The following is a 21,244-nucleotide window of genomic DNA, read 5'->3' on the forward strand; positions in this document are numbered from 1 at the left end:
TGTTAGCAGGGCAAGTTCATAGCTGAATCCAGTACAAAAGATCTATAATTCTGCCTGTAATGACCTACTTATTGCTTCCATTCTCAATAATCCGCCTCTTGAGAGTGCTTTTTGTAAAGTTTTACCATCAAGATTCAACACTTCTGAGGCGATACCTTTTCAAACACCCTCTAATAGTCTCAGCGCAATAACTGGGATGTGATATCTCAGCCATCACCTGTTAGCGCCAGAAGTACCGTTGTGGTAGACTGCAAGAATTATAGGACTTACGCAGTTGGACGATTTCTCGCGGGCTGCGCCCGCGAGAAATCGTCCGAAACCCAGCAAACTTATCGCAAGTGCGTAAGACCTAAATTCCTTGGCTTCAGAAAAAATGAAATTCTGGCAGAAGAATGGCTGCCCTAATTGGAACCCAGCGCTGCTTCTATCTGGGGAATCAGGTTGTCCTGTCCAACGATATTAAACTTCCAAACCGCACTGAGCTGCTCAGTTTCATCAGGATCGAAGTCAAGAATCACTAGAAAAGCTCTCTCCGGTGAAATAGAGAGACGTTTTCGACGATCGGAAAACTTCTGATAAGCATCTCGATCTCTTCCTGTTTTGCACTCAATCAGCAATGGCTTGCCTTCAACCACATAGAATAAATCCAGTTCAAAACTGTCCCCGTTTGAGAATTGAATCAGCCGATTCATTAGACGAGAATAGGATAAATTTGAACGTTGCAGAAAATCAGAAACTTTGTATTCTATAAATCTCTCAAACCAGCCCCCTGTGAAAAAGCTCCGCGTATCTGGTCTATTCCGCACACTTGCACGAATGATCTTTTCGCCCGGAAAATACTTGTATCGAGAAAAGAATAGGGTGTCTTTGTCCAAGTCTTTACCAAATTGGGTGATCGTTCCAATTTGCTTTTGGGAGGCTCTACTGAGGTGACAGGTCAGATTTCTCTCATTTGTAATTGACCACTTGATTTGTCCTAATAAGCGAGATAGCTGGGGCTGACCATCTTCGTCCTTATACTTATTGCCTAATCTAACGGCGTGCTTATTAAAAATTTCTTCTGTGTGAGGGTCAAGCTCAGGTTGATCCATGACAGAAACGCCTCTATTCGCCAGCCATTTGATGGCAACCTCTTCACTTAAGCGTCCATCCAAAAGCTGAAGATTTTCAGCCTCTTCGGACGTGTCTTCTGTAGAAGGATTTGTAGAAGGATTTTCTATTAGGCTTGCTTTTGAGTTCTTATCTAAGACGGGTTCGCTAAAGGGCGTATGTTCTGCTGAATCTGATTCCTCTAGTACGTCTGAAACGTGTTTTTCTGACAATTCAGGCAACTGAGGATAGGCATTTTCTTCCGGCTCCTCTGATTTAGGTAAGAGGCGAGTTCTACGCCGAGCAAGAACCATTGAACTGGAGACTGCTCCCAAACTGCTGCTGGCGATGCTGGCAATAGAGTTTCTGGGGAATAGGGCTGAGGCTGTGCTACCCAGAACAATTGTTGCTAGCCCAACAACCAGTCCATCGGCTACCCATTTCTGCATGAGCTACGTAAACCTTGCGCGACAGCAGTCTCTAATGTTGTATATCAATCAGGGATGTTCAGCAACTTATGATTTTTTTCGGAGATTAATTGAACGCCTTGCTCAAGCTTTTTAGTGACACTGCCTCAGGGGATCAATGACTTTTCATTAAGTCCTTACAAAACTTATTAAATAGAACTCCAAAGGATATGCCTAGAGAGAGGCGATCGCGCTCGATACTACAACCGAACAATCGGTTTAGGCACGTTTCCACTAAGCGCTTTTTCGCTCGGTCTGCTCTTTTTGCAATAGAAAATCTGGATCATCTTCTAAGAGGATGTTTGAAAAGTCCTACTGTTTGTAGCAAAGCGTGCAAGATCCGCCTAAATCCCCTTAAAAAGGGGGACTTTAAGGCGGTTTCCCCCCTTTTTAAGGGGGGCTAGGGGGGATCTCTGAGTGCTTAACATTACAGGCGATACCTTTTCAAACACCCTCTAATCAACTGGCTCTGCGGGCTAGTTGTTCAAAGTGTAACCTTGTGCCAGGAACTTTGACTTTCCATCTCTGGGTAAAGGCATTAGCGAGTAACGGGTTAGCTTTTCTTCTGCGATGATGGCATCTTGTGGCAGCAGCGCTCTTTAGCAATCTTTGAGCCTTCAACGCTCAGTCCTAAATATTTAGCCGCTGGTAGATCACGTCCAGATTTCTCAGGTGGTGGTTGGGATCAAAGCAGGCTTCGATTTCTTCTGGGGACAGGTGGGATTTGACCGTGGCATCGGCGGCAATTAGCGCATGAAAATCCCCATCGGGTGTATTCCAGGCTTGGTGGGCGCAGCTTTGCACGACGGCGTAGGCGGCTTCGCGGGCCAGCCCCTTTTCTACCAGCGTCAGCATCACCCGCTGGCTAAAGACCACGCCACCGTAGACGTTCATGTTGCGCTGCATGTTTTCGGGATAGACCTGGAGATTTTTCACCAAGTCGGTGATTTCCACCAGCATGAAGTGGGTGAGGATGCAGGCATCGGGCAGCGCGACGCGCTCGACGGAACTGTGGGAAATGTCGCGTTCGTGCCAGAGAGCCACGTTTTCTAGACCCGTCATGGCGTAGCCGCGAATCAGGCGGGCCATCCCCGTCAGCCGTTCCGAGCGAATCGGGTTGCGCTTGTGGGGCATGGCGGAGGAGCCTTTTTGCCCTTTGGAGAAGAATTCTTCCACTTCCAGTACGTCGGTGCGCTGGAGGTTGCGGATTTCTACTGCAAAGCGCTCGATGGAGGCGGCGAGGAGTGCCAGTACGTTGAAGAACTGGGCATGGCGATCGCGCGAAATGACCTGCGTTGAGGCAGTATCCGGCTGCAAACCGAGCTTCTGGCAGGCGATCGCCTCGATTTGCGGATCGAGATTGGCGTAGGTGCCCACTGCGCCAGAGATCTTGCCGACGGCGATTTCTTGATGCAACTGACAGAGGCGATCGCGCCCACGCAGCACCTCCGCCAGCCAGCCCGCCAGCTTAAAGCCGAAGGTAATGGGTTCTGCATGAATGCCGTGCGATCGCCCAATCATCACCGTTTCCCGATGCTGCTGCGCCTGAAAGCGAATGGCCTGGGCCAGCTTGTCTACGTGGGATTGCAGCACCTCTAGACTGGCGACCAGTTGCAGCGCCAGCGCCGTATCCAGCACGTCGGAACTGGTCATGCCCAGGTGAATGTAGCGCCCTGCGTCGCCGACGGACTCATTCACGTTGGTCAGAAACGCAATCACGTCGTGCCGCACTTCTGCTTCGATTTCCAGAATTCGCTTTGGATCAAACTGCGCCTTGGCCTTGATCGTCTCCACCGCGTCTGCCGGAATATAGCCCAATTCCGCCTGCGCCTCGCAGACTGCAATCTCCACCTGGAGCCACGTCTTGAATTTATATTCGTCCGTCCAAAGACTGCCCATTTCGGGCAAAGTATAGCGCTCGATCAAGGCTCTGCCGCTGAATACAACCCATTTATTGTATTGGAAAGCGCTAGTCTTTCGTGCGTCCTGCGCGAAAAATCCACGTCCCTCCTTCAACCCATTTGCCAGTCGCTAGAATGGTCATCTAGCCCCACGTCGCGCTCCACGAAGGCAAGGACGGCGGCGCGATATTCCCGCAGGGTTTCATCCACCCAGCCGCGATCCACGCTGTCGGCGTAGAGATGCACCAGCGGTTCGCCCGCATCGGGCAGCACCAAGATCCAGCTATCGTGCTGCGGGTTAAAGATTTTTACACCATCAATTAGCTCAAGCTGCTGCGCCGGGTGCGTTTCTACCAAATGGCGCATGAGAGACCCTTTGGCCGTCCAGGGACAGCGGACGGTAATCATTTTGTGGCAGACGCGGGGCAGGTCGAGGCGAATCTGGCCGAGGGTGCGGGGGGCGCTGCTGGCCAGGTCTTGCGATCGCAAACTCAGCATCTCGATCATCTTGGCAATGCAGAACATCGCGTCGAACCCCGGATGCAGTTGCGGAAAGATAAAGCCCATCTCGCCGCTGCCGCCCAGCACCACATTGGGATTGGTGTAGCAGGCTTCCATCAGGGCGGTGGGGTTGGCGCGGGTGCGGAGGATCTGGCCGCCGTGGCGACGGGCGATTTGTTCGGCAGCGCTGGAGGCATTCACGGGCACCACCACGGAGCCACGCGGATGCTGCGTCAGCACCATGTGAATCATCAGCGCCGTCAGCAACTCGCCGCGAATCGGGCTGCCTGCTTCGTCTACCAAAATCAACTGCTCGCCATTGGCAGACACCTGCACGCCGAAGTTGGCTTTCAGCGCCTCGACTACATGACCCAACTGGCTCAGCAGCGCTTCTCGGTCTTGGGCGCTGGGCACGGTGGGATTGAGGCTGGCGTTTAGCACCACCGCGTCGCAGCCAAATTTGGACAGCATTTGCGGCAGCACCGCGCCTGACACGGCATAGGCGTAGTCGATCACTACCTTGGAGCTGTGGCTGCGAATCGCATCTAGCCGCAGGTGTCGCTCAAAGCTGTCGCAATAGATATCGCTGGCTTGATGCACCGTCACTACGTTGCCGATTTCCTGAATTTGGGCGCGGCGAAAGTCTTCTTTGAAATAGGCTCCCTCGATCTTTTTTTCCTGGGCTTTGGACAGATTGATGCCCTTGTGGTTGAAGAATTCGATCAGGATGTGATCCGAGCGCTCTGGGTGAACGCGGACGTGGATTCCGGCGGCGACGTTGCGGCTGGGGGCGACGGCGCGGGCCACGGGAATCGCAGTGGCCTCCAGGTTTTGCACATGCACGCCGACGGACATTAGACCGGCAATGAGCGATCGCGACACCATACGAGAGATATTGCGCTGGTCGCGAGATACCGTGACTTGGCTTCCTGGCTTTAGCGTCGAGCCAAAGGCCGCCCCCAGCCGCACGGCAAATTCTGGCGTGATGTCCACATTCGCGAGACCCGACACGCCCCGCTGCCCAAACAGGTTGCGGTGGGCGGCATGGCCCCAGATCAGGTTCATGTTGAGAATGGCCCCCGGTTCGATGCGCTTGCTGGGCCAGATCCGCACGTCTGGGTTCACCAGCGCCTCTTCGCCAATCACCGAGAGGGAACCGATGACCGCACCTTCCAGCACATGGGCGCGGCGATCGACCCGCGTGCCTCTGGCGGCTACGCAGGCCCGCAGGTGGGCCTCGTCGCCGATGGTAACGCCGTTCCAGAGGATGGGGCGCTTCAGGTCGGCATCGGCTCCGACGGTCACGTTGTCGCCAATAATCGTGCCTGCGGCGATCGCCGCTCTGGGGCCAATCCGGCAATTGCTGCCGATGATGGCAGGGGTGTCGATTTGGGCGGTGGGGTCGATGTGGGTGTTTTGCCCTACCCAGAGATTGGGCGATCGCTCTTCACTGGCAAACTCCAGCTTTACGCGCCGATAGAGCGCCGCATACTGTGCCTCGCGGTAGGCATCCAGATGCCCCACATCGCACCAATAGCCCTCCGCTGCATAGCCATACAGGGGCAAATCCTTTTCCAGCAGCAGCGGAAACAGATCCTTGGAAAAGTCTGATTCCTCATTGGCGGGCAAGTAGTCCAGCACCTCCGGCTCCAGGATATAAGTGCCCGTGTTCACTGTGTCGGAGAAAATTTCGCTGCTGGAGGGCTTTTCCAAAAATCGGCGGATGCGCCCGTCTTCGTCCGTAATCACCACGCCAAACTCTAGCGGGTTGGCAATGTGGGCCAGCACCAGCGTCGCCTTTGCGCCCTTTTTCTTGTGAAAGGCGATCGCCTCGCTCAGGTTAATATCCGTAATGCTGTCGCCGCTGATCACCAGAAAAGTTTCATCCAGCAGATCTGCCACGTTTTTGACGCAGCCCGCCGTTCCCAGCGGCTCGTCTTCCTCCACGGCATAGGTCATCTGCACGCCAAAATCGCTGCCGTCCTGAAAGTAATCCCGCATCACGTCAGGCAGATAGTGTAGCGTGGCGATGATTTCCGTAATCCCGTGCCGCCGCAGCAGGTTAATAATATGCTCGGCGATTGGGCGATTCAAAATGGGCACCATTGGTTTGGGCAAATCGCAGGTCAGCGGCCGCAGCCGTGTGCCCGAACCCCCTGCCATTAGCACTGCTCGCATAACGCCTCCATCAGCCCCTTATTTCAGCGATTCTAAGTCGCAGGCTATAGCTCTTACTGTGACAGATCAAGATGATGAGAGGGCAGCCGAAAAAGATTTCGTTTTGTTAAATTCCCGGCGCGGCGATTCCTGAATCCCTAGGGGACAGGCGTAGAGTCAGCCAATTGGCTCTCCCACTCGCGATTCGCCCGCTATTCACCTGCTACTCGATCAACACCTCGCCCTGCCCCGCAATGACTTCGCCCAAAGGCCACGCTGCGACGCTCTGGGCTTGGAAAAAGCGACAGGTTGCTTCAGCGCGATCGCCCGGAACCAGCACCACAAAGCCAACCCCCATGTTGAACGTGTTGAACATCTCAGCGCGGGCGACTGCTCCCGCCGATTCTAGCCAGGTGAATATCGGTGGAATCGTCCAGCTTGTGGGGTCAACGCGCACGCTCTGGCCACTGCCCAGACCACGGGGCAGGTTTTCGGGCAGCCCGCCGCCCGTGATGTGGGCCATGCCGTGGATGGGCAGACCGGAGCGCAGCGCCGCCAGCACGGGTGCAACGTAAATGCGGGTTGGTGTCAGCAAGACCTCACCGAGGGATGCCTTTCCCAGTTCCGGCAGGGATTCGCTCAATTCCAGACCGGCCTGGTCTACGATTTTGCGAACCAGGCTGAACCCGTTGCTGTGAATGCCACTGCTGGGGAGGGCGATCGCCACATCGCCGATTTGCACCTGCGACCCGTCGAGGATCTGGCTCTTTTCCACAATGCCCACGCAAAAGCCCGCCAGGTCGTATTCTCCCGGCAGGTAAAACCCCGGCATCTCCGCCGTTTCGCCGCCCAGCAGCGCACAGCCCGCCTGCTTGCAGCCGTCTGTGATGCTCGCCACCACGGCCGCGAGTTGGTCTTCATCCAGCTTGCCCGTCGCCAGGTAGTCCAGAAAAAACAGCGGTTCCGCGCCGCAGGTCAGCACGTCATTCACGCACATGGCCACCAGATCAATGCCTACGGTGTCATGGCGATCGCACTGGTGCGCCAGCTTTAGCTTTGTGCCCACGCCGTCTGTCCCCGACACCAGCACGGGTTCTCGATAGCCCGTCGGCAATTGAAACAGCCCGCTAAATCCGCCAATGCCGCCCATCACCTCTGGGCGATGCGTACTGGCAACCATTTCCCTGATCCGCCGCACGAAGGCGCGTCCCGCCTCTACGTCTACCCCTGCTTGCCGATAGTCCATGAGTTCCCGCGTGTGGAGTGCAAGGGAGTATTTTACAGGGATTGGGGGTCAGGAGGCAGGAGTCGGGAAGCCGACGCGCAAGCCCTCTTCCGGCTATCCCCGTATCATATTCCCGCATTCATATTCCCGCATTAACAATACGGCGTGACATCCTCGCCGCAGTCGTCTGCCAGATAAGATAGCGCCCGAAACCGCAGCCCGACCAACTGCTCATACAGCGGATTGAGCTTGCACATGGCGGGAATGTGGACGATCTTACGACCGAACAGCACCACGTCGCGCTCGAAGGGGCACTGCGGCGGGATCATTTTGCACAGGAAGCGGGCCAGTCGCGGATCTTGCACTTCCAGCCCGTCCAGCCACTCTTGCATCGGGGCCAGCACGGGGAGATAGTGGTCATTGCCCAGGCCAGCGAACCGATCCACCGGGCCGCCCTCGCTCATCTCGGTCAACGTGTGGCGCAGCGAGTCTAGCACGGCGGGCTGGAGATTCAGCGCGGTGCAATATTCTTGAAGCAGGCGGTCTTCGGCGGCAGAGTAGGTGCCATCGGCGATCGCCACCATCACGGCAGTCCGCAAAAAGTTTTCGGCCGTTTTGGGATCGTCTCCCAGACCTTCGGCGACGGCTTCTGGCATGATGTGGGCTGCGCCTTCTAGCTCGGTTTTGGGCGCAAGCTCGAGTTCCGTCAGGTCAGAAATCAGCGCCTTTTCCTGCTCGTCGAAATTGCCGTCAGCCCAGGCCAGGGCGAGCAGGCCGCGCAGCCAGACCGAAATCTGCTGATTGCTATAGGGGGATGGCACAGCGCCAGTCATACGAAGAGAAAATGGAAGGGAAAGCGTGAGGGTCATGGGGCGAAATCCATCACATTAGCTCCATGCTAGCGGGGCGATCGCCCGTGTAAGGCTGCCTCCTCGATGGGAAATCCCGAACCTGCATGGTAGAAATGACAGACTTGCAATCTGTCGCCTACGTAGCCAATATGATCCATTCCGCACGGCATCACTTTACCAAATTTCGAGAACCTGGCCCTGATGCCTGTTACGCTGACCTAGTTCGCCCAGGGCCTGCCCTTCCCCTGCGCGATCGCCAATCGACCGGGCGATCGCCAGTGCCTGTTCATACTGCTGACGAGCCGCCCGTAGATTGCCCATTGCGGCGTAAGCACTGCCCAAGACCTGCCGCAGGGCGCTCTCATTGGGACGATCTTCCAGTTGCGCGGTGATTTCAATCGCCGATTGCAGCAGCGGCACGGCCCGATCGGGTTCTGTGGTGCGGGCGTAGACGGTGCCCAGGCTGCCCAGCGTGTAGGCTTGCAGGCGGCGATCGCCCAGACCTCGCGCCAGCGCCAGCCCCTCCTCCAGCACGGCCACCGCCCGCGATAGATTGCCCAACCGAGTATACAATTGCCCCAATCGCTGCAAGACGCCGGCCTGCATTCCCCGATCTTGTGCCTGCTGAGCCAGTTCCAGCGTTTTTTGATAGCTCTCTAGAGCGGCCGGATAGTTGCCCTGCTCGGTGTAGGTGTTGCCCAGATTGCCCAGCACATTCGCCTGACCCCGACTGCTCTGCTCTGCTCTGCCTGGGCGATCGCCAAACTTTGCTGAAAGGCGGCGATCGCCTCGTCGTAGCGTCCCTGCGCCCGATGCACAATGCCCAACTGGTTCAACACGTCATACTCACCCTCGCGATCGCCCATTTGCTGCACCAGCGGCAGGGCTACCTGAAGACGGGCGATCGCTTCGTCATATTGCCCCAGCCGCGTGTGCAGGAACCCCAAATTAGACAGCGCAAAACTGATACCCCGGCGATCGCCCATTTCTTCTGCCACTGCCAGACTTTGCTGAAACAAACGCAGCGCCGCCTGCGGCCGCCCAATTGCCTCCTGAATTGCCGCCAAGTTGCCCAGCACACGCCCCTCGCCTACCCGATTGCCGGCCTGCCGATAGAGCCGCAGCGCCTCCTGCCACAGGTGTTCGGCCGTATCCCATTGGCGGCGCTGAAACTGACTTGCACCCTGTTGCAACTGTTCATCTGCTTGTTCTGTCAAACGGGCCTGAGCAGATGGATACACTTGGGCCAGCCGGGGCGGCGGCTCCGCAGCAGCACGGGACGGCAGCGCCGCCAGCGGCAACACCAGCAGCAGGCTCAGCCATAGATTTCGGGTTGAGCTAGACGAGCAGCGTGTAAATAATCGGCGTGGCATAGGGCGGCGTGGCATAGGGCGGCGTGGCATAGGGCAAAGTTTTCGTAGGAAGGGCTGTAGCAGATTACAGCGGTTGAACCTGCTATCCAGCAGGATTCCCAAAATCTGCCCAATGCTCAAAAGCTCCCAGAAGAGGCGTTTGCTACCACCTTACCTTTTGCCCTCAACCCATACGGGCACTCGCTTATAGCCCGGTGTGCCGCAGCGCTTGTCCGTTTTGGCGTGAAAAATTGCGTTCACTTCGGGATAAAACATCAGCGCCGCGCCGGGACGCACCGCACCGAAAATCACTTCCACGCCGTCTAGCTGGCCTGCCTCGCCCCGCACGGTGACTCTCTGGTGTTCCGCAAGTCCAGCACGGGACGCATCCAGCGGATTCAGCAAAATGCAGTGGCGATGAGGCATCCCTCGATAGCGATCGCCCTCCTTGTACACCACCGTATTGTGCTGCGAATAGCTGCGGGCCGTGATCAGCGCCAGCACCAGCCCGTTTGCGCCATTGGCCGCGCCAAAGTGACTGGGGTCGGGCAGCGACAGATCGGGCAGCGGTGTCAGCTTCATCTGCGCTTTGCCAGAGGGCGTTTTGAACTGCGGCTGGGTGAGGATGCGCCCTGAAATGGTGAACTCTTCACCGCCGTCGTCCAAAGCAGCAATCTTTTCGTAGCCAGGAATCGTTTTGGCAATCAACTGGCGAACATAGCGCGTATCTTGCAGCTTGCGCCAGTCCACCGGGTCGTCGCCCAGCAGCCGATGCGCCAGTTCCGTGAGAAACGTAATTTCGGCAATCAGGTCTGCCTGCTTCAGATGGGTCTGGCCCGGATCATTCATTCGCACAAAGTTGTTGCCCGATTCCACCGTGGTTTTATGCGGATTTTCAAAGCGGTTGAAGACCGGAATCACAATCGTATTCGTTTTGGCCAGCCCGTGAAAGTGTCCCGGATTGGGCTTGGTCGCCAGATAAATAATCGTGTCGATGTTGCCAAGGGCGCGTTTTGCCTGGGCGGTGTCGGGGTTTGCGCCGTAGAGGTTGCCGCCCAGCGCCAGCAGCGTGTCTACCTGACCTGCCTCTGCCGCGTCGATCAGGTCGCGAGTATGATAACCCGGTGGCAGGTTGAGCGATCGCCCCAGCAGTTTCTCTAGCGCCTGCTGAATCTCCTGCTTCAGCTTCACCGTCACGCCCATCGAGCCAAAGCCCTGCACGTTGGAATGCCCGCGAATCGGCATCACGCCTGCGCCGGGTTTGCCCAGGTTGCCCGTCATCAGAGCCGTGTTCACAATATTCCACACGTTGTCCACACTGTTTGCGTGGTGCGTAATGCCCATTGCCCAGGCAAATACGACGCGCTTTGCATTGCCGATGATCTCTGCCGCCGCCTCGATCTCCGGCTGAGACACGCCGCATCCCTGGGCGATCGCCTCCCAGCTTGTGCTGCGGGCCTGTTCCACCACTGCTTCCCAGCCTTCGGTGTGCGCTTTGAGAAAGTCCCAGTCCACCTGATTGCACTCCAGCAGCGCCTTTTGGATGCCTGTCAGCAGCGTCACGTCGCTACCGGGAATCGGTTGCAAATAGTGGGAGGAAATGTCTGAGCCGGGAATGAGAGACTTCAGCGGAAAGGCCGGCGAACCGAACTTGACCAGACCCACTTCCATGATGGGATTGATCACAATTACAGAACCGCCGCGATCGCGCAATTTGATTAGCTCATTCATCAAGCGCGGATGGTTATAGGGCGCATTGGAACCCATCAGCACGACGCAATCTGCCTGCTTCAGTCCCTCCAGGCTGACGGTCGAGGTACTGGTTCCCAGCACTTCTTTTAACCTCACGGTGGAAGGGGCGTGACACAGATTGGAACAGTCGGCGAGATTATTTGATCCCAGCGTCCGCAGCAGCAGTTGCAGCAGAAATGCAGCTTCGTTGGAACTGCGCCCCGAACTGTAGGACGCAATCCGTTCCGATGGCTTTTGGAAGGCAGCAGTGGCGATCGCGTACACCTCATCCCAACTGATGCGCTCATAGTGCGATCGCCCCGCCCTCCGGATCATCGGCACACTCAGCCGCCCCAGCCGATCGGCCGCCATCGAGGACAACTGCTGGAGTTCTGCCACGCTGTGGGTCTCAAAAAACTGCGGCGGCACGGCTGGCATTAGCTCCGCCATGATCGACTCGACGCTTTTCATGCAGCGCTGCATCGACTCGTCTAGCTCGTTGCGAAAACCGCCTTTTTGCCCCCCTGTGCCCCATGCACAAGATAAACAGGCGCTCTTGTGCATTAGCGTTTGCCAAAGCTGCGGCCCTGCTGGTGCCAGCGTTTGCTCTGCCCAATATTGCACCACGGAAAGCCCACCACCCTGGTCGGGCGTGTCGGCATTGGTCTGGCTGTGGGGCGGCTTGGGCTGGGGAGTTGGAGACATGAGCAGTTGTAAGGAGCGTGATAAAGAATTGCAATGGAACGGGATTTCTAACCCTTAACAAAAGGCTACCGCAGGACTGATTGCAGAGGATGTCTCTACAGAAGGAGTCATCAGAGGAGTCACCAGAAGGAGGCATCCGTCCTGGCTAAAAAGTTTAGGGCGAACCTCGCTCCAGATGGCTGAACTGCTATCTTGCGGCTACACCCTGCTGCCATACTCCACCGCCATGCTCCACTGCTATACAATGTGAGGGAACAATGTGAGTGAGGGAACAATGTGAAGGGAATGATACAACCCGCAAGGTCTTGTAAGTTCCAATTGTGCACAAGGTCTTCACAAGACGGTTAGATAGTTACGAGATTACACACAGGACGAGAAACGATGTCAGTCAAAAAGGGCGATGTGGTGCGCGTGGTGCGCGAAAAGCTGGAAAACAGTCTGGAAGCAGCGGCGAGCGACACGCGCTTTCCGTCCTACATTTTTGAGACCAAAGGCGAAGTGCTGGATGCACGAGGTGACTACCTGCTGGTGCAGTTTGGCCATGTGCCGACACCAAATATGTGGCTGCGGGCCGATCAATTGGAAAAATTTGAGTAGATTCGCAGGATTCGCGGAGGGGATCGCGTACCCTACGCAATAGAACCCCAGCGGAACCGGGCGATTCTCTACGAGACGGCAAAGCCGAACGCACTTCACCAGTCTCGCTCGTGCCGCTCTCTCAGCAAGTCCTACAGCAATGTCTACAACGTCCCACGCGCCCAACGCCTGCACCCCCACCCGTGTTGCCATCATCGGCTCTGGCAACGTTGGCAGTACGCTAGCCCAGCGAATTGCAGAGCGAAACTTGGCTAATGTGGTGCTGCTGGATATTGTGGATGGGCGGCCCCAGGGCGTGGCGCTGGATTTGTTGGAGGCTCGCGGCATCGAGGGACACGATCGCCAGATTGTGGGCACGACGGATTACGCGATGACGGCGGGTTCTGATGTGGTGGTGATTACCGCTGGGCTGCCCCGTCGCCCTGGCATGAGCCGCGACGACCTGCTAAAGACCAATGCCGCGATCGTGATGGAGGCGGCCCAAAAGGCGATCGCCCACTCGCCCAATGCCATTTTCATCGTCGTCACAAACCCGCTGGATGTGATGACCTATCTGGCGTGGAAGGCAACCGGGCTGCCGCCAGAGCGGGTCATGGGCATGGCGGGGATTTTGGATTCGGCGCGGTTTCAGACCTTTATTGCGCTGGAACTGGGCGTGTCCACTGCCGACGTGAGCGCAATGGTGATGGGCAGTCACGGTGACCTGATGGTGCCGCTGCCGCGCTATTCCACGGTGAACGGCATTCCCATCACAGAACTGCTGGACGCAGACACCATCGCCCGTCTGGTTCACCGCACGCGCAACGGCGGCGCAGAAATCGTGGAGCTAATGCAGACGGGTGGCGCATACTATGCGCCTGCGTCTTCGACCTGCGTCATGGTGGAAACGATTTTGCTGAACAAGTCGCGTCTGCTGCCGATTGCCTCCTATCTGCGGGGCGAATATCGGCTCAGCGATATCTTTATCGGTGTGCCTACGCGGCTCGGCTGCGGCGGCGCAGAGAGCGTGCTGGAGCTACAGTTGAGCGACTCGGAACTGAAAGAACTGCACAGTTCAGCGGCGGTGGTGCGCCAAGGCATCGACCGGGCAATGGCCTTGCTTTAGCCGTGCTAATGTTGCAGCAGGCTAAGGCGTGCTTTAAAGCCCTTTGATCCCCCCTAACCCTCCTTAACAAGGGGGGAACTGGGCCAAGTCGCTCCGGAAGTCCCCCTTTTCAAGGGGGATTTAGGGGGATCGACTCAGGGCAATCAACGACGTAGAAAATCTAAAGTCCCCCTTTTCAAGGGGGATTTAGGGGGATCGACTCAGGGCAATCAACGACGTAGAAAATCTAAAGTCCCCCTTTTCAAGGGGGATTTAGGGGGATCGACTCAGGGCAATCAACGACGTAGAAAGTTTTAAAACAATGCCTAGCTTTGCAACAGGCTAGCTTTGCAACACATTGTCCTGCATCAGGCGGGCGACCATCGCGGCGCGAGATGACACGCCCAGCTTGCCAAAAATGCGGCGTAAATAAGTAGAAACGGTGCAGGGGCTAATTTCAAGCGTGCTGCTGATGGTTTTGTTGGGTAAGCCTTGGGCAATTAGGCGGGCGATCGCCAGTTCTCGCGGGCTAAGACAAACCGCCTTGGCATCTGTTGGTGTGCGACGAACCAGATAGAACTCGGTTTCGTCAATTTTTAGTTCAAAAATGACTTCATTAATCGTTTCCTTTGCATCCTGAAAGACCTTGATGGGCTTCCAAAATACGGCGGCTTGGCTGAGCAGGCGAATCAATACGTCCCGCTCAAGTCGATTCAGGTCGAGGGAGCCTGAAACGGGTTTATTACTGTTCTGGGTATTCATTATGTTCATTTAAGGACTGGAAAAAATTTCAGAACTGATGCTACTTTCCTGAAACTTAGAGCTAATTTGTAAAGGAGCCTGAAAGCCTTGTTAATCAAGGATTTCCGAGAAACCGCTTTTCCTGGGCAAACATGACCTCAAAGCCACACATGCCAAGAGTTTCAGGCTTCTTAAGATTTGCTTCATAAATTAGCTCTTAGCCTCCATACTTTGAGATAGGTTAACCGAGATTGAACGATTAAAGTTGCTCGGCGTGAATGAAATCTTTGGTCGAATAGCTTTTATTTAAGCGGCCCTAGAGGGCGATCGCTATTCCCCCATTGGGTACTGACAGATCCGACCTGACAGAGCTGAAAGTACAAAGCCCAGGGACTCTCTCTGCCGCCATACTTCTAAATTCTAAAGTTTTGTTCAGAATTGCGTAACGCTTAACTGCATTCAAAATGTCATTCAAATCGATGACATCTATTTCCATGACCCTGCATGGATGTCATCAAAACGTGTGACTGCTCAAGCAATCTTTCTCAAGCTATAGCTAGAGATGAACTGCATTTCGATTGGAGTGATGCAATGTTGGACGGTGAAACTCTGCAACAGGAACTCACGAATGAGTTTGAAAGCGAATTTGAATATGAGCTGCAAAATGAATACGAAGTTCAGCATGAATACGAAGGTGAAGAATTTTTGGGTGGACTCATCGGCGGCGCAATGAACGCCCTCGGACTGGGCGAAGGTGAATACGAAGGTGAATACGAAGGCGAGTACGAAAGTGAGTATGAAAGCGAAGCCTTTTTGAGTACGGTGCGTCGTCTCGCTGGACGGCTCAAACCGATTCTGCCGAAAGTGATTCCTCATGCCACTCGTCTGATCGGCAATGCCATTGGTGGGCCGCAGCTTGGCGCAGCGCTGGGGCAGATGATGCGCGAAAGCGAGTACGAATTTGAGTACGAAACGGCTGGACAAATGGAATTTGAAGGAGGGTGGGCAGGAGAATTTGAATCCGCTGCTACGCCGCAAACAGAAGCCGTTGCTGAAGCCCTAGCGGGGGCTGCGGCCAAGGCCCAAAACGAAGCCGAGGCTGAGGCGTTCGCAGGGGCGGCCGTCACTCGCGTACTGCCGACCAAAGCGGCTGCGGTGCAAAAGCAGATTCCGGCGATTGTCAAAGCCAGCGCCCAACTGACACGGGGACTACGCCAAAACCCGACGACCCGCCCGCTGGTGCGAATTTTGCCGACGGTGGCGATGCGGACGGGGCAAGTGCTGACCCAGAAAGCCGCGCAGGGTCAGCAGATTACCCGCCCGGTCGTAGCCCAGGTGATGGCCGCCCAGACCCGCAAAGCGCTCAAAAATCCCATGACTGCTGCTCGAATTGTGGCTAATTCTGCCAAAGTCGCGCAGAAAGTGACCCAGCCTGCTCCAGTTGCCCGCAAGAAAGTGCGGGGCTAGTTCTGCTGGAGTCTCGCTTTGTTTTCAACCCAATACCTCAACTAAACATCGCTGAAAAAGGAGACCAAGACTCAATGTATCAGTACGAATTTGAAACCCTGGATCGGGAACTGGAATCGGAATTTGAATCGGCCATGCTGGGTGAAAGCGATCGCGCCTATGAGTACGAATACGAAAGTGAAGAGTTTCTGCCCCTGCTGGCTCCCATTCTCAAGGCGGCTGCACCGATGGCGATTCAGGCTATCGGTGGGCTGTTCCGTCGTCGCCGTCGCCGGGGCCAGCGCGAATTTGAGATGGAGTATGAAACACCCCTGAATGAGTTTGAACTGGAAGGCGAATATGAAGGCGATCCGTTTATCGGCAATCTGCTGCGGGGATTGGGCAGCGCCTTTGGGGGCGATGGCGAGTTTGAGTATGAGTTTGAGCAGCATCCTGAAGCGCTGCCCGAATTTGAAACCGCGCCAGCCAGCGAGTATGAGGTGATGGCCGAACACCTGGCCCACATGGCGGCTAACAGCCAGAGCGAAGCCGAAGCAGAAGCCTTCATTGGCGCATTGATTCCAATGGTGGCGCGGGGCCTCAGCGCAGCCGCACCCGTCATCTCTCGCGTGGTTCCCCAGGTCATCCGTCCCCTGGCCCAAGCTGGTCGGGCGCTGCTCCAGAACCCCCAGACCCGTCCGCTGGTTCGTACCTTCCCCACGATCGCCCGCAGCAGCATGGCAACCCTGGCGCAGCGCGTCGCTAAAGGACAGCCCGTAAACGCTCGCGTGGCAGCGCGGACGGTGGCTGGCAACGTGGCGCAGGTGTTGGGTAATCCGCGCCGGGCCTCTGCTGTGATGAAGCGATCGCGCCAGATTCACAGCCGCCAATGCACCTGCGGCGCACGCAAGCGGGCCCGCGTATAGGCAAAGGCATTGCAGCATCAGGGATGTCAGCGAAAAGTTGATGGGAATGCAATCGGGAGCTTTGGTATGAACGGGTTTACGAACGGATCGAAGAACGGGATAGACCCGTGTCGGGCAACGCGGCAGGCCCTCGCCGAGCTATATCAGGAGACTACGCCTGAATATTCAACCGCTCGCGCTGTGGAGCCGCCCAACCTCGACCCCTGGCTGCGGGCGCAGGCGGTGAACGTGGTGCGCCATGTGGAGGCGCTGCGTCCGTTTCGCCAGGGCGAGTTTGGCACCGATGCGGCCAGTCCCAGCGATGCCCATATCGACGCGGTGAACCAGCTTATTGCCAGGCTGCGATCGCACCTCCAGGGCGTGTCCAAAACGGTCTCTGGCAGCGCTCAGGCGGCGATCGCCCAGCCCGCAACGGCGCAGTTGCAGCAGATGATCGCTCGCAAAGACCAAGCCCACGACCTGGTTCGCAAAATCGAGCAAATCTGGGACTTTTACTTTGAGCTGTTTGGGCAGCGGCAGAGCCAGTTTGCGCCGTGGCTATTGGGGTGCGATCGCATCGCCCTCGACTGCTACCAGGACGTGTATATGGGCTTGGGCAAGGCAAAGTCGATTCCCGCACCGCCGCCGTTCTCCTACGTCAAAACCGGGTTTTCGCCTGCCACTTTCCGGCGCGGCATTCCCCTCACCAAGCTGAGCCAGCAGTTGAATCCGTTTCCGCTGATCCAACTGCCCTACCATCGTTTGGTGAATCCCTGGACCCTGGGGGCGATTTTGCACGAAGTCGCCCACAACCTGCAAACCGACCTGGGCCTGCGGCAAACCTTGCCCAAGGCGATCGCCCACCGTCTGCTGAAAGCGGGGTTCTCCCCGGACGTGGCGGCCGTGTGGACAAAATGGCACAGCGAAACCTTTGCGGATATGTCGGGGCTGCTGCTGGGTGGCCCCTACATCGTCGCCTCGCTGATGGACATTGCTTCGCGATCGCCCCAAAGCACCCTCTTCTTTCACCCCGGTGCGCCCCACCCCACCCCCTACTTGCGCGTGTTCATCAGCACGGAACTACTGCGGCGGATGGGCTTTCCGCAAATGGCGGACGACTACAACCGCATCTGGAAGCGTCTGTATCCCAATCCCCATGCAGGCACGATTCCGCCAGCCGTGCTGCAAACTTTCGATCGGGCCCACAAGCTCGTCGTGGATATCATCTGCTACACGCCCTATAGCGAACTGGGCGGGCGATCGCTGGCAGAAGTCACCGGCTTCAAACCGCACCACCAGCAAATTATCGAAGAAGCCGGACAGCGGCTGGCCAAAGGCAACGATCCGGGCATCGTTCCCGAACGCTTCCTAATCTGTGCCAGCCGCCACGCGCTGGATCGGCGGCTCGCCGCACCGGGACTTATTACTGAAAACTTCTATAAAGCTTTAGCAAGGAGATAGCGCAGCATGAAACGAGACAGGTACACGCTTCGCGGGCGTGTGGTCAAAAACCAAAGCCAATCCGAAGCTGGCATCCGCGTAGAACTCCACGACAAAGACCGACAATATGATGACCTGATCGGCGTTTCCCGGACGGATACCCAGGGCTACTTTGAAATCTCCTTTACCAAGGAAGACTTTCGCCAAGATCCCGGAGAAACAGAACCAACACCCGATGTGTATTTCAAACTCTTTCGGGATAGCGAATTTTTGGGAGAAACAGAGATTCAGCCCAGTTTTCCCCTAGAACCGTTTTCTAAGGCTGATCCGAACAAGCCCGATGATAAAGATTATGGACAAGTTCCTGCCCTCTATACTGTCAAGCGAGACAGACAAGCAACGGACTACTACACACTAGAACTGCTGGTGCTGGAGGTGCCGAGTCCTGAGCAATCCAAACGTCCGCCCGCCCAGCCTTCCAAAGACAAACCCGGCCAGTTGCAGGTGGTGGACGTACTGCCCAGCCTGGATCAAATCCACCGGACGGGCAGAATGGCATCCGTTTCGGCTCCGGCTAGTCCTGGCGGCGACCTGCAAGGCATTGTGGAAAGCGCCCTAGGCGGCATTTTGGGCCACATCCAGCGCACGGACAACCCCAAAACTCTGGTAGACACGCTGACGCAGACCTTCACCGCTCGTCAGGTAGACGGACGCACGGTCTACGACTGGAATCCGCAATCCGTCAGCGTCCGCGCCTCCGACCTGGGGGGCGGCATCACCGGGGCACAGGCCAGCCTCTATCACCGGGCAAAAACGGCGATTCAGGACGGTATTCGATTGCTAAATGCCCTCACACCGCTGAAGCCCTCTGCCGACCGCGAAAACATGGAAGCCACCCGCTCCATCATCCGCACCGAAATGCAGGAACTCCTAGTGGAACTGGGCGCACGGGGCGGCCCGCGAATTTTGCGGGTGGATAACCTGTTTCAACTGCTGCTGGGTGAAGACGCGGACAGTGGCAATCAGCGCCCCGGTGGCCAACTCAAGAAACTGGCGGAATATTTTGGCCTGGTGCGTGGGCAAATCAACACTGTCGAAGAGGAGCAAAACTACAGCAACTTCCTGACGCTGAAAGACTATTTGCAATCGCTGCGGCGGAGCTGGGTAGACTACAAGCGCACTCAGGATTCCAGCGCCGGAGCCTACATTGGTACGCAGTTGGTGCGGCTGTCGCAGGCGCTGGCGGTGGTGGCCGAGTCGGTGCAGGAGGTCTACCGGATTATGGAGCTATTCTTCCTGGGGCCAGAGGAGCGCCTGTCGGTCTATATCGACTTCACCCGCGCTGAGGCTGATGAAGAGGACATAGAGCTTTCCTACGGTGTTCCCCGCCCTGCATTTCCGCTGCCGGACGGCACTGGATATTCATTCGAGGACACCGCACAACTGCGCGACTCGATGAGCATAGAGGGGCTGCTGAATTGGGTCTGGCGATTTGCCTCTGAAGAGGGGCCGCTGCTGGCGAAATCGGGCGGCAAGCTGGGCATTCGGGTAATTTCCGAGACGAGCGATCGCCTCATGGTGCTAACCCAGGCCACTACCTATACGCCCATTCCCAACGCCGCCTTCCGCCGCGAAGGGGTGATTCGGGCGCTGCGCGATCTGGCTTATCAGCTTTATCAGGTGCGTCAACTGGCAGAGCAAGTAACATTGCCCTCTGGCGACACGCCCGACGATCTCGATTGATCTCCGATGACAGCAAACGCAATGGTGAATCGCTCGGTAAGCATGAATCGCAGCCAAGTCGATAGCCACAGCCAAAACCTGCGAAATCTAGGCTGGCAACAAGCCATCCTTAATCCACTCTACTCATCCCTGACTAAGCCCTTGTTCGAGGAGAAATTCCCATGACCACCACCGGAGAAAACCAAAGTTTACTCGACCGCATTGCCGCGCTAAAGGAAACGCTCGTCGATCAGCTCGGGCCGCAGTTGATCCAAAATCCCCAGCTTGCGGACGCGCTGACTCAGCGCATCGAAGATATGTTAGCGCAGGCGATCGCCGCTAATGCTGCTGCGCCGATTCCTGCTGATGGCGGACTCGCTGATCTGATCGGCATTGGTAAGGATGCTGCCAAGGGCATCGACGAAACCCGCCTGCCCCAAGGCGTGGAAGATTATGACGAACAAGTTGCGAGCGATCGCATCTTATCTGTCGCCGATTTATATTATCTGTATCAGATGGAAACCGTCGGCGTGTTTCGTGCCATCCGCAAGCTGCAAGAGCTATTCGATGCCGGGGCAGTCCGCCTTTCGACGGGCGAAGGAGCCTACGGGCTGTATCGGTTTGACCGTCGCAGCATCCTCCGCTATGCCGAGCGCAACCGAATGCAGACCTACCGCCGCGTGTTTGGCTACACCACCACACCGCCCATGCCCAGCGCCAAGCCAAACGCCCAATTCCACGGGATGTTCACGCAGTTCATCAACAGCGTGGCCGCCTTCTGGCGCGACAAACGTATTTCCGACGTGATTCGCGAACGCGCCTACGATCCCAGCTTTGGCAGCATCGCCACCGTGCGTCGTGCCGGACTGGACTTGCGGAATAACCTGAAGTGGAATTCCTATGGACACGTTAACGTATTTCGCATTGAGACGCTGCAACTGCTCGACGAAGCCTTCCGCATTCTGGGGGCCGAAGACGTTCGCAAGCTGTTCGGTGCAGAAAACGCCTGGGATGTGGTGGAAGAAGTGATGCTGCGCTATTTCAACAAGCACGTCAACGCTTCGCAGCGTCACCGCATGGCAACTTCCGGGCGATCGGTCATTCGCTGGCTGGCACAAAAGTATATCCTCAACAGCTCGCGGGCGGAATTTGAAGCCCTGCTGCGGGAAATCGCTGATGTGTCCGAAGAATGGCTGACCAGTGCCGAGGTGCTGGGGATTGCCTTTCGCGGCCACACCCAGCGCGTCGTCCCCATCAATGCTGGCCGCAACGGCAACGTCGCGCCACTCAGGGCAGGGCAAGGTTAGAGGGCGATCGCCCCAGTCATGTG

At 56.7% G+C, this 21,244-nt stretch carries 16 protein-coding genes; 7 read left to right on the top strand and 9 right to left on the bottom strand.

Features of this window, described 5'->3' with window-relative positions; genetic code table 11:
- Nucleotides 1–401 precede the first annotated feature (401 nt).
- The 8 genes from JTM80_RS13825 to JTM80_RS13860 form a co-directional block, all read right to left on the bottom strand.
- On the bottom strand, nucleotides 402–1,538 hold the full coding sequence (locus tag JTM80_RS13825) for a hypothetical protein (protein ID WP_205369624.1): 1,137 nt from the start codon (nucleotides 1,536–1,538) through the stop codon (nucleotides 402–404).
- Between the two features lie 648 nt (nucleotides 1,539–2,186).
- A complete protein-coding gene (gene purB / locus JTM80_RS13830) occupies nucleotides 2,187–3,482 on the bottom strand; it encodes an adenylosuccinate lyase (protein ID WP_172355695.1) in 1,296 nt (431 codons plus the stop codon).
- A gap of 86 nt (nucleotides 3,483–3,568) precedes the next feature.
- The gene (locus JTM80_RS13835) at nucleotides 3,569–6,136 is read right to left on the bottom strand and encodes a mannose-1-phosphate guanyltransferase (protein ID WP_172355693.1); all 2,568 of its coding nucleotides are present in this window, start codon (nucleotides 6,134–6,136) and stop codon (nucleotides 3,569–3,571) included.
- A 202-nt stretch (nucleotides 6,137–6,338) separates the two neighbouring features.
- Nucleotides 6,339–7,361, bottom strand: coding sequence for a phosphoribosylformylglycinamidine cyclo-ligase (purM, locus tag JTM80_RS13840; protein WP_172355691.1), 1,023 nt, complete (start codon nucleotides 7,359–7,361; stop codon nucleotides 6,339–6,341).
- Between the two features lie 131 nt (nucleotides 7,362–7,492).
- Nucleotides 7,493–8,173, bottom strand: a complete 681-nt coding sequence (locus JTM80_RS13845) for a Mo-dependent nitrogenase C-terminal domain-containing protein (protein ID WP_172355689.1) — start codon at nucleotides 8,171–8,173, stop codon at nucleotides 7,493–7,495.
- 192 nt (nucleotides 8,174–8,365) lie between these two features.
- Nucleotides 8,366–8,905, bottom strand: coding sequence for a tetratricopeptide repeat protein (locus JTM80_RS13850; protein ID WP_172355687.1), 540 nt, complete (start codon nucleotides 8,903–8,905; stop codon nucleotides 8,366–8,368).
- Nucleotides 8,848–9,564, bottom strand: coding sequence for a tetratricopeptide repeat protein (locus tag JTM80_RS13855; protein ID WP_172355685.1), 717 nt, complete (start codon nucleotides 9,562–9,564; stop codon nucleotides 8,848–8,850). The genes JTM80_RS13850 and JTM80_RS13855 overlap by 58 nt, the downstream gene beginning before the upstream one ends.
- 150 nt (nucleotides 9,565–9,714) lie before the next feature.
- Complete coding sequence (locus JTM80_RS13860) at nucleotides 9,715–11,979, bottom strand: FdhF/YdeP family oxidoreductase (RefSeq protein WP_205369626.1); 2,265 nt, start codon at nucleotides 11,977–11,979, stop codon at nucleotides 9,715–9,717.
- Nucleotides 11,980–12,360: 381 nt separating this feature from the next.
- Here JTM80_RS13860 and JTM80_RS13865 point away from each other — a divergent pair, with 381 nt between their 5' ends.
- The gene (locus tag JTM80_RS13865; RefSeq protein ID WP_172355681.1) at nucleotides 12,361–12,576 is read left to right on the top strand and encodes an NAD(P)H-quinone oxidoreductase subunit O; all 216 of its coding nucleotides are present in this window, start codon (nucleotides 12,361–12,363) and stop codon (nucleotides 12,574–12,576) included.
- A 139-nt stretch (nucleotides 12,577–12,715) separates the two neighbouring features.
- Complete coding sequence (mdh, locus tag JTM80_RS13870; RefSeq protein WP_172355679.1) at nucleotides 12,716–13,681, top strand: malate dehydrogenase; 966 nt, start codon at nucleotides 12,716–12,718, stop codon at nucleotides 13,679–13,681.
- Nucleotides 13,682–14,002: 321 nt separating this feature from the next.
- Here mdh and JTM80_RS13875 read toward each other — a convergent pair whose 3' ends face one another.
- Nucleotides 14,003–14,431, bottom strand: a complete 429-nt coding sequence (locus JTM80_RS13875; RefSeq protein WP_205369627.1) for a response regulator transcription factor — start codon at nucleotides 14,429–14,431, stop codon at nucleotides 14,003–14,005.
- A gap of 561 nt (nucleotides 14,432–14,992) precedes the next feature.
- On the opposite strand from JTM80_RS13875, the gene JTM80_RS13880 reads away from it, so the two are divergent.
- From JTM80_RS13880 to JTM80_RS13900, 5 genes are all read left to right on the top strand, one after another.
- A complete protein-coding gene (locus JTM80_RS13880; protein ID WP_172355677.1) occupies nucleotides 14,993–15,868 on the top strand; it encodes a hypothetical protein in 876 nt (291 codons plus the stop codon).
- Between the two features lie 74 nt (nucleotides 15,869–15,942).
- The gene (locus tag JTM80_RS13885) at nucleotides 15,943–16,773 is read left to right on the top strand and encodes a hypothetical protein (RefSeq protein ID WP_172355675.1); all 831 of its coding nucleotides are present in this window, start codon (nucleotides 15,943–15,945) and stop codon (nucleotides 16,771–16,773) included.
- A 66-nt stretch (nucleotides 16,774–16,839) separates the two neighbouring features.
- A complete protein-coding gene (locus JTM80_RS13890) occupies nucleotides 16,840–18,213 on the top strand; it encodes a hypothetical protein (RefSeq protein WP_205369628.1) in 1,374 nt (457 codons plus the stop codon).
- Between the two features lie 6 nt (nucleotides 18,214–18,219).
- Nucleotides 18,220–19,935, top strand: a complete 1,716-nt coding sequence (locus JTM80_RS13895; protein ID WP_205369629.1) for a hypothetical protein — start codon at nucleotides 18,220–18,222, stop codon at nucleotides 19,933–19,935.
- A gap of 161 nt (nucleotides 19,936–20,096) precedes the next feature.
- Entirely contained in the window at nucleotides 20,097–21,221 is a 1,125-nt protein-coding gene (locus tag JTM80_RS13900; protein WP_172355671.1) for a hypothetical protein, read from the top strand.
- Nucleotides 21,222–21,244 lie beyond the last annotated feature (23 nt).

This window comes from Thermoleptolyngbya sp. PKUAC-SCTB121, assembly GCF_016919485.1.
In the GTDB taxonomy this organism is placed as follows: domain Bacteria; phylum Cyanobacteriota; class Cyanobacteriia; order Elainellales; family Elainellaceae; genus Thermoleptolyngbya; species Thermoleptolyngbya sichuanensis.

Bases quoted from the DNA above. Each gene is read 5' to 3' on its own strand.
- JTM80_RS13865 (WP_172355681.1), top strand. From the start codon at position 12,361: ATGTCAGTCAAAAAGGGCGATGTGGTGCGCGTGGTGCGCGAAAAGCTG.
- JTM80_RS13895 (WP_205369629.1), top strand. From the start codon at position 18,220: ATGAAACGAGACAGGTACACGCTTCGCGGGCGTGTGGTCAAAAACCAA.
- purM (WP_172355691.1), bottom strand. From the start codon at position 7,361: ATGGACTATCGGCAAGCAGGGGTAGACGTAGAGGCGGGACGCGCCTTC.
- JTM80_RS13845 (WP_172355689.1), bottom strand. From the start codon at position 8,173: ATGACTGGCGCTGTGCCATCCCCCTATAGCAATCAGCAGATTTCGGTC.
- JTM80_RS13835 (WP_172355693.1), bottom strand. From the start codon at position 6,136: ATGCGAGCAGTGCTAATGGCAGGGGGTTCGGGCACACGGCTGCGGCCG.
- JTM80_RS13825 (WP_205369624.1), bottom strand. From the start codon at position 1,538: ATGCAGAAATGGGTAGCCGATGGACTGGTTGTTGGGCTAGCAACAATT.
- JTM80_RS13880 (WP_172355677.1), top strand. From the start codon at position 14,993: ATGTTGGACGGTGAAACTCTGCAACAGGAACTCACGAATGAGTTTGAA.
- JTM80_RS13890 (WP_205369628.1), top strand. From the start codon at position 16,840: ATGAACGGGTTTACGAACGGATCGAAGAACGGGATAGACCCGTGTCGG.
- JTM80_RS13875 (WP_205369627.1), bottom strand. From the start codon at position 14,431: ATGAACATAATGAATACCCAGAACAGTAATAAACCCGTTTCAGGCTCC.
- JTM80_RS13900 (WP_172355671.1), top strand. From the start codon at position 20,097: ATGACCACCACCGGAGAAAACCAAAGTTTACTCGACCGCATTGCCGCG.
- JTM80_RS13860 (WP_205369626.1), bottom strand. From the start codon at position 11,979: ATGTCTCCAACTCCCCAGCCCAAGCCGCCCCACAGCCAGACCAATGCC.
- mdh (WP_172355679.1), top strand. From the start codon at position 12,716: ATGTCTACAACGTCCCACGCGCCCAACGCCTGCACCCCCACCCGTGTT.
- JTM80_RS13885 (WP_172355675.1), top strand. From the start codon at position 15,943: ATGTATCAGTACGAATTTGAAACCCTGGATCGGGAACTGGAATCGGAA.
- JTM80_RS13855 (WP_172355685.1), bottom strand. From the start codon at position 9,564: ATGCCACGCCGATTATTTACACGCTGCTCGTCTAGCTCAACCCGAAAT.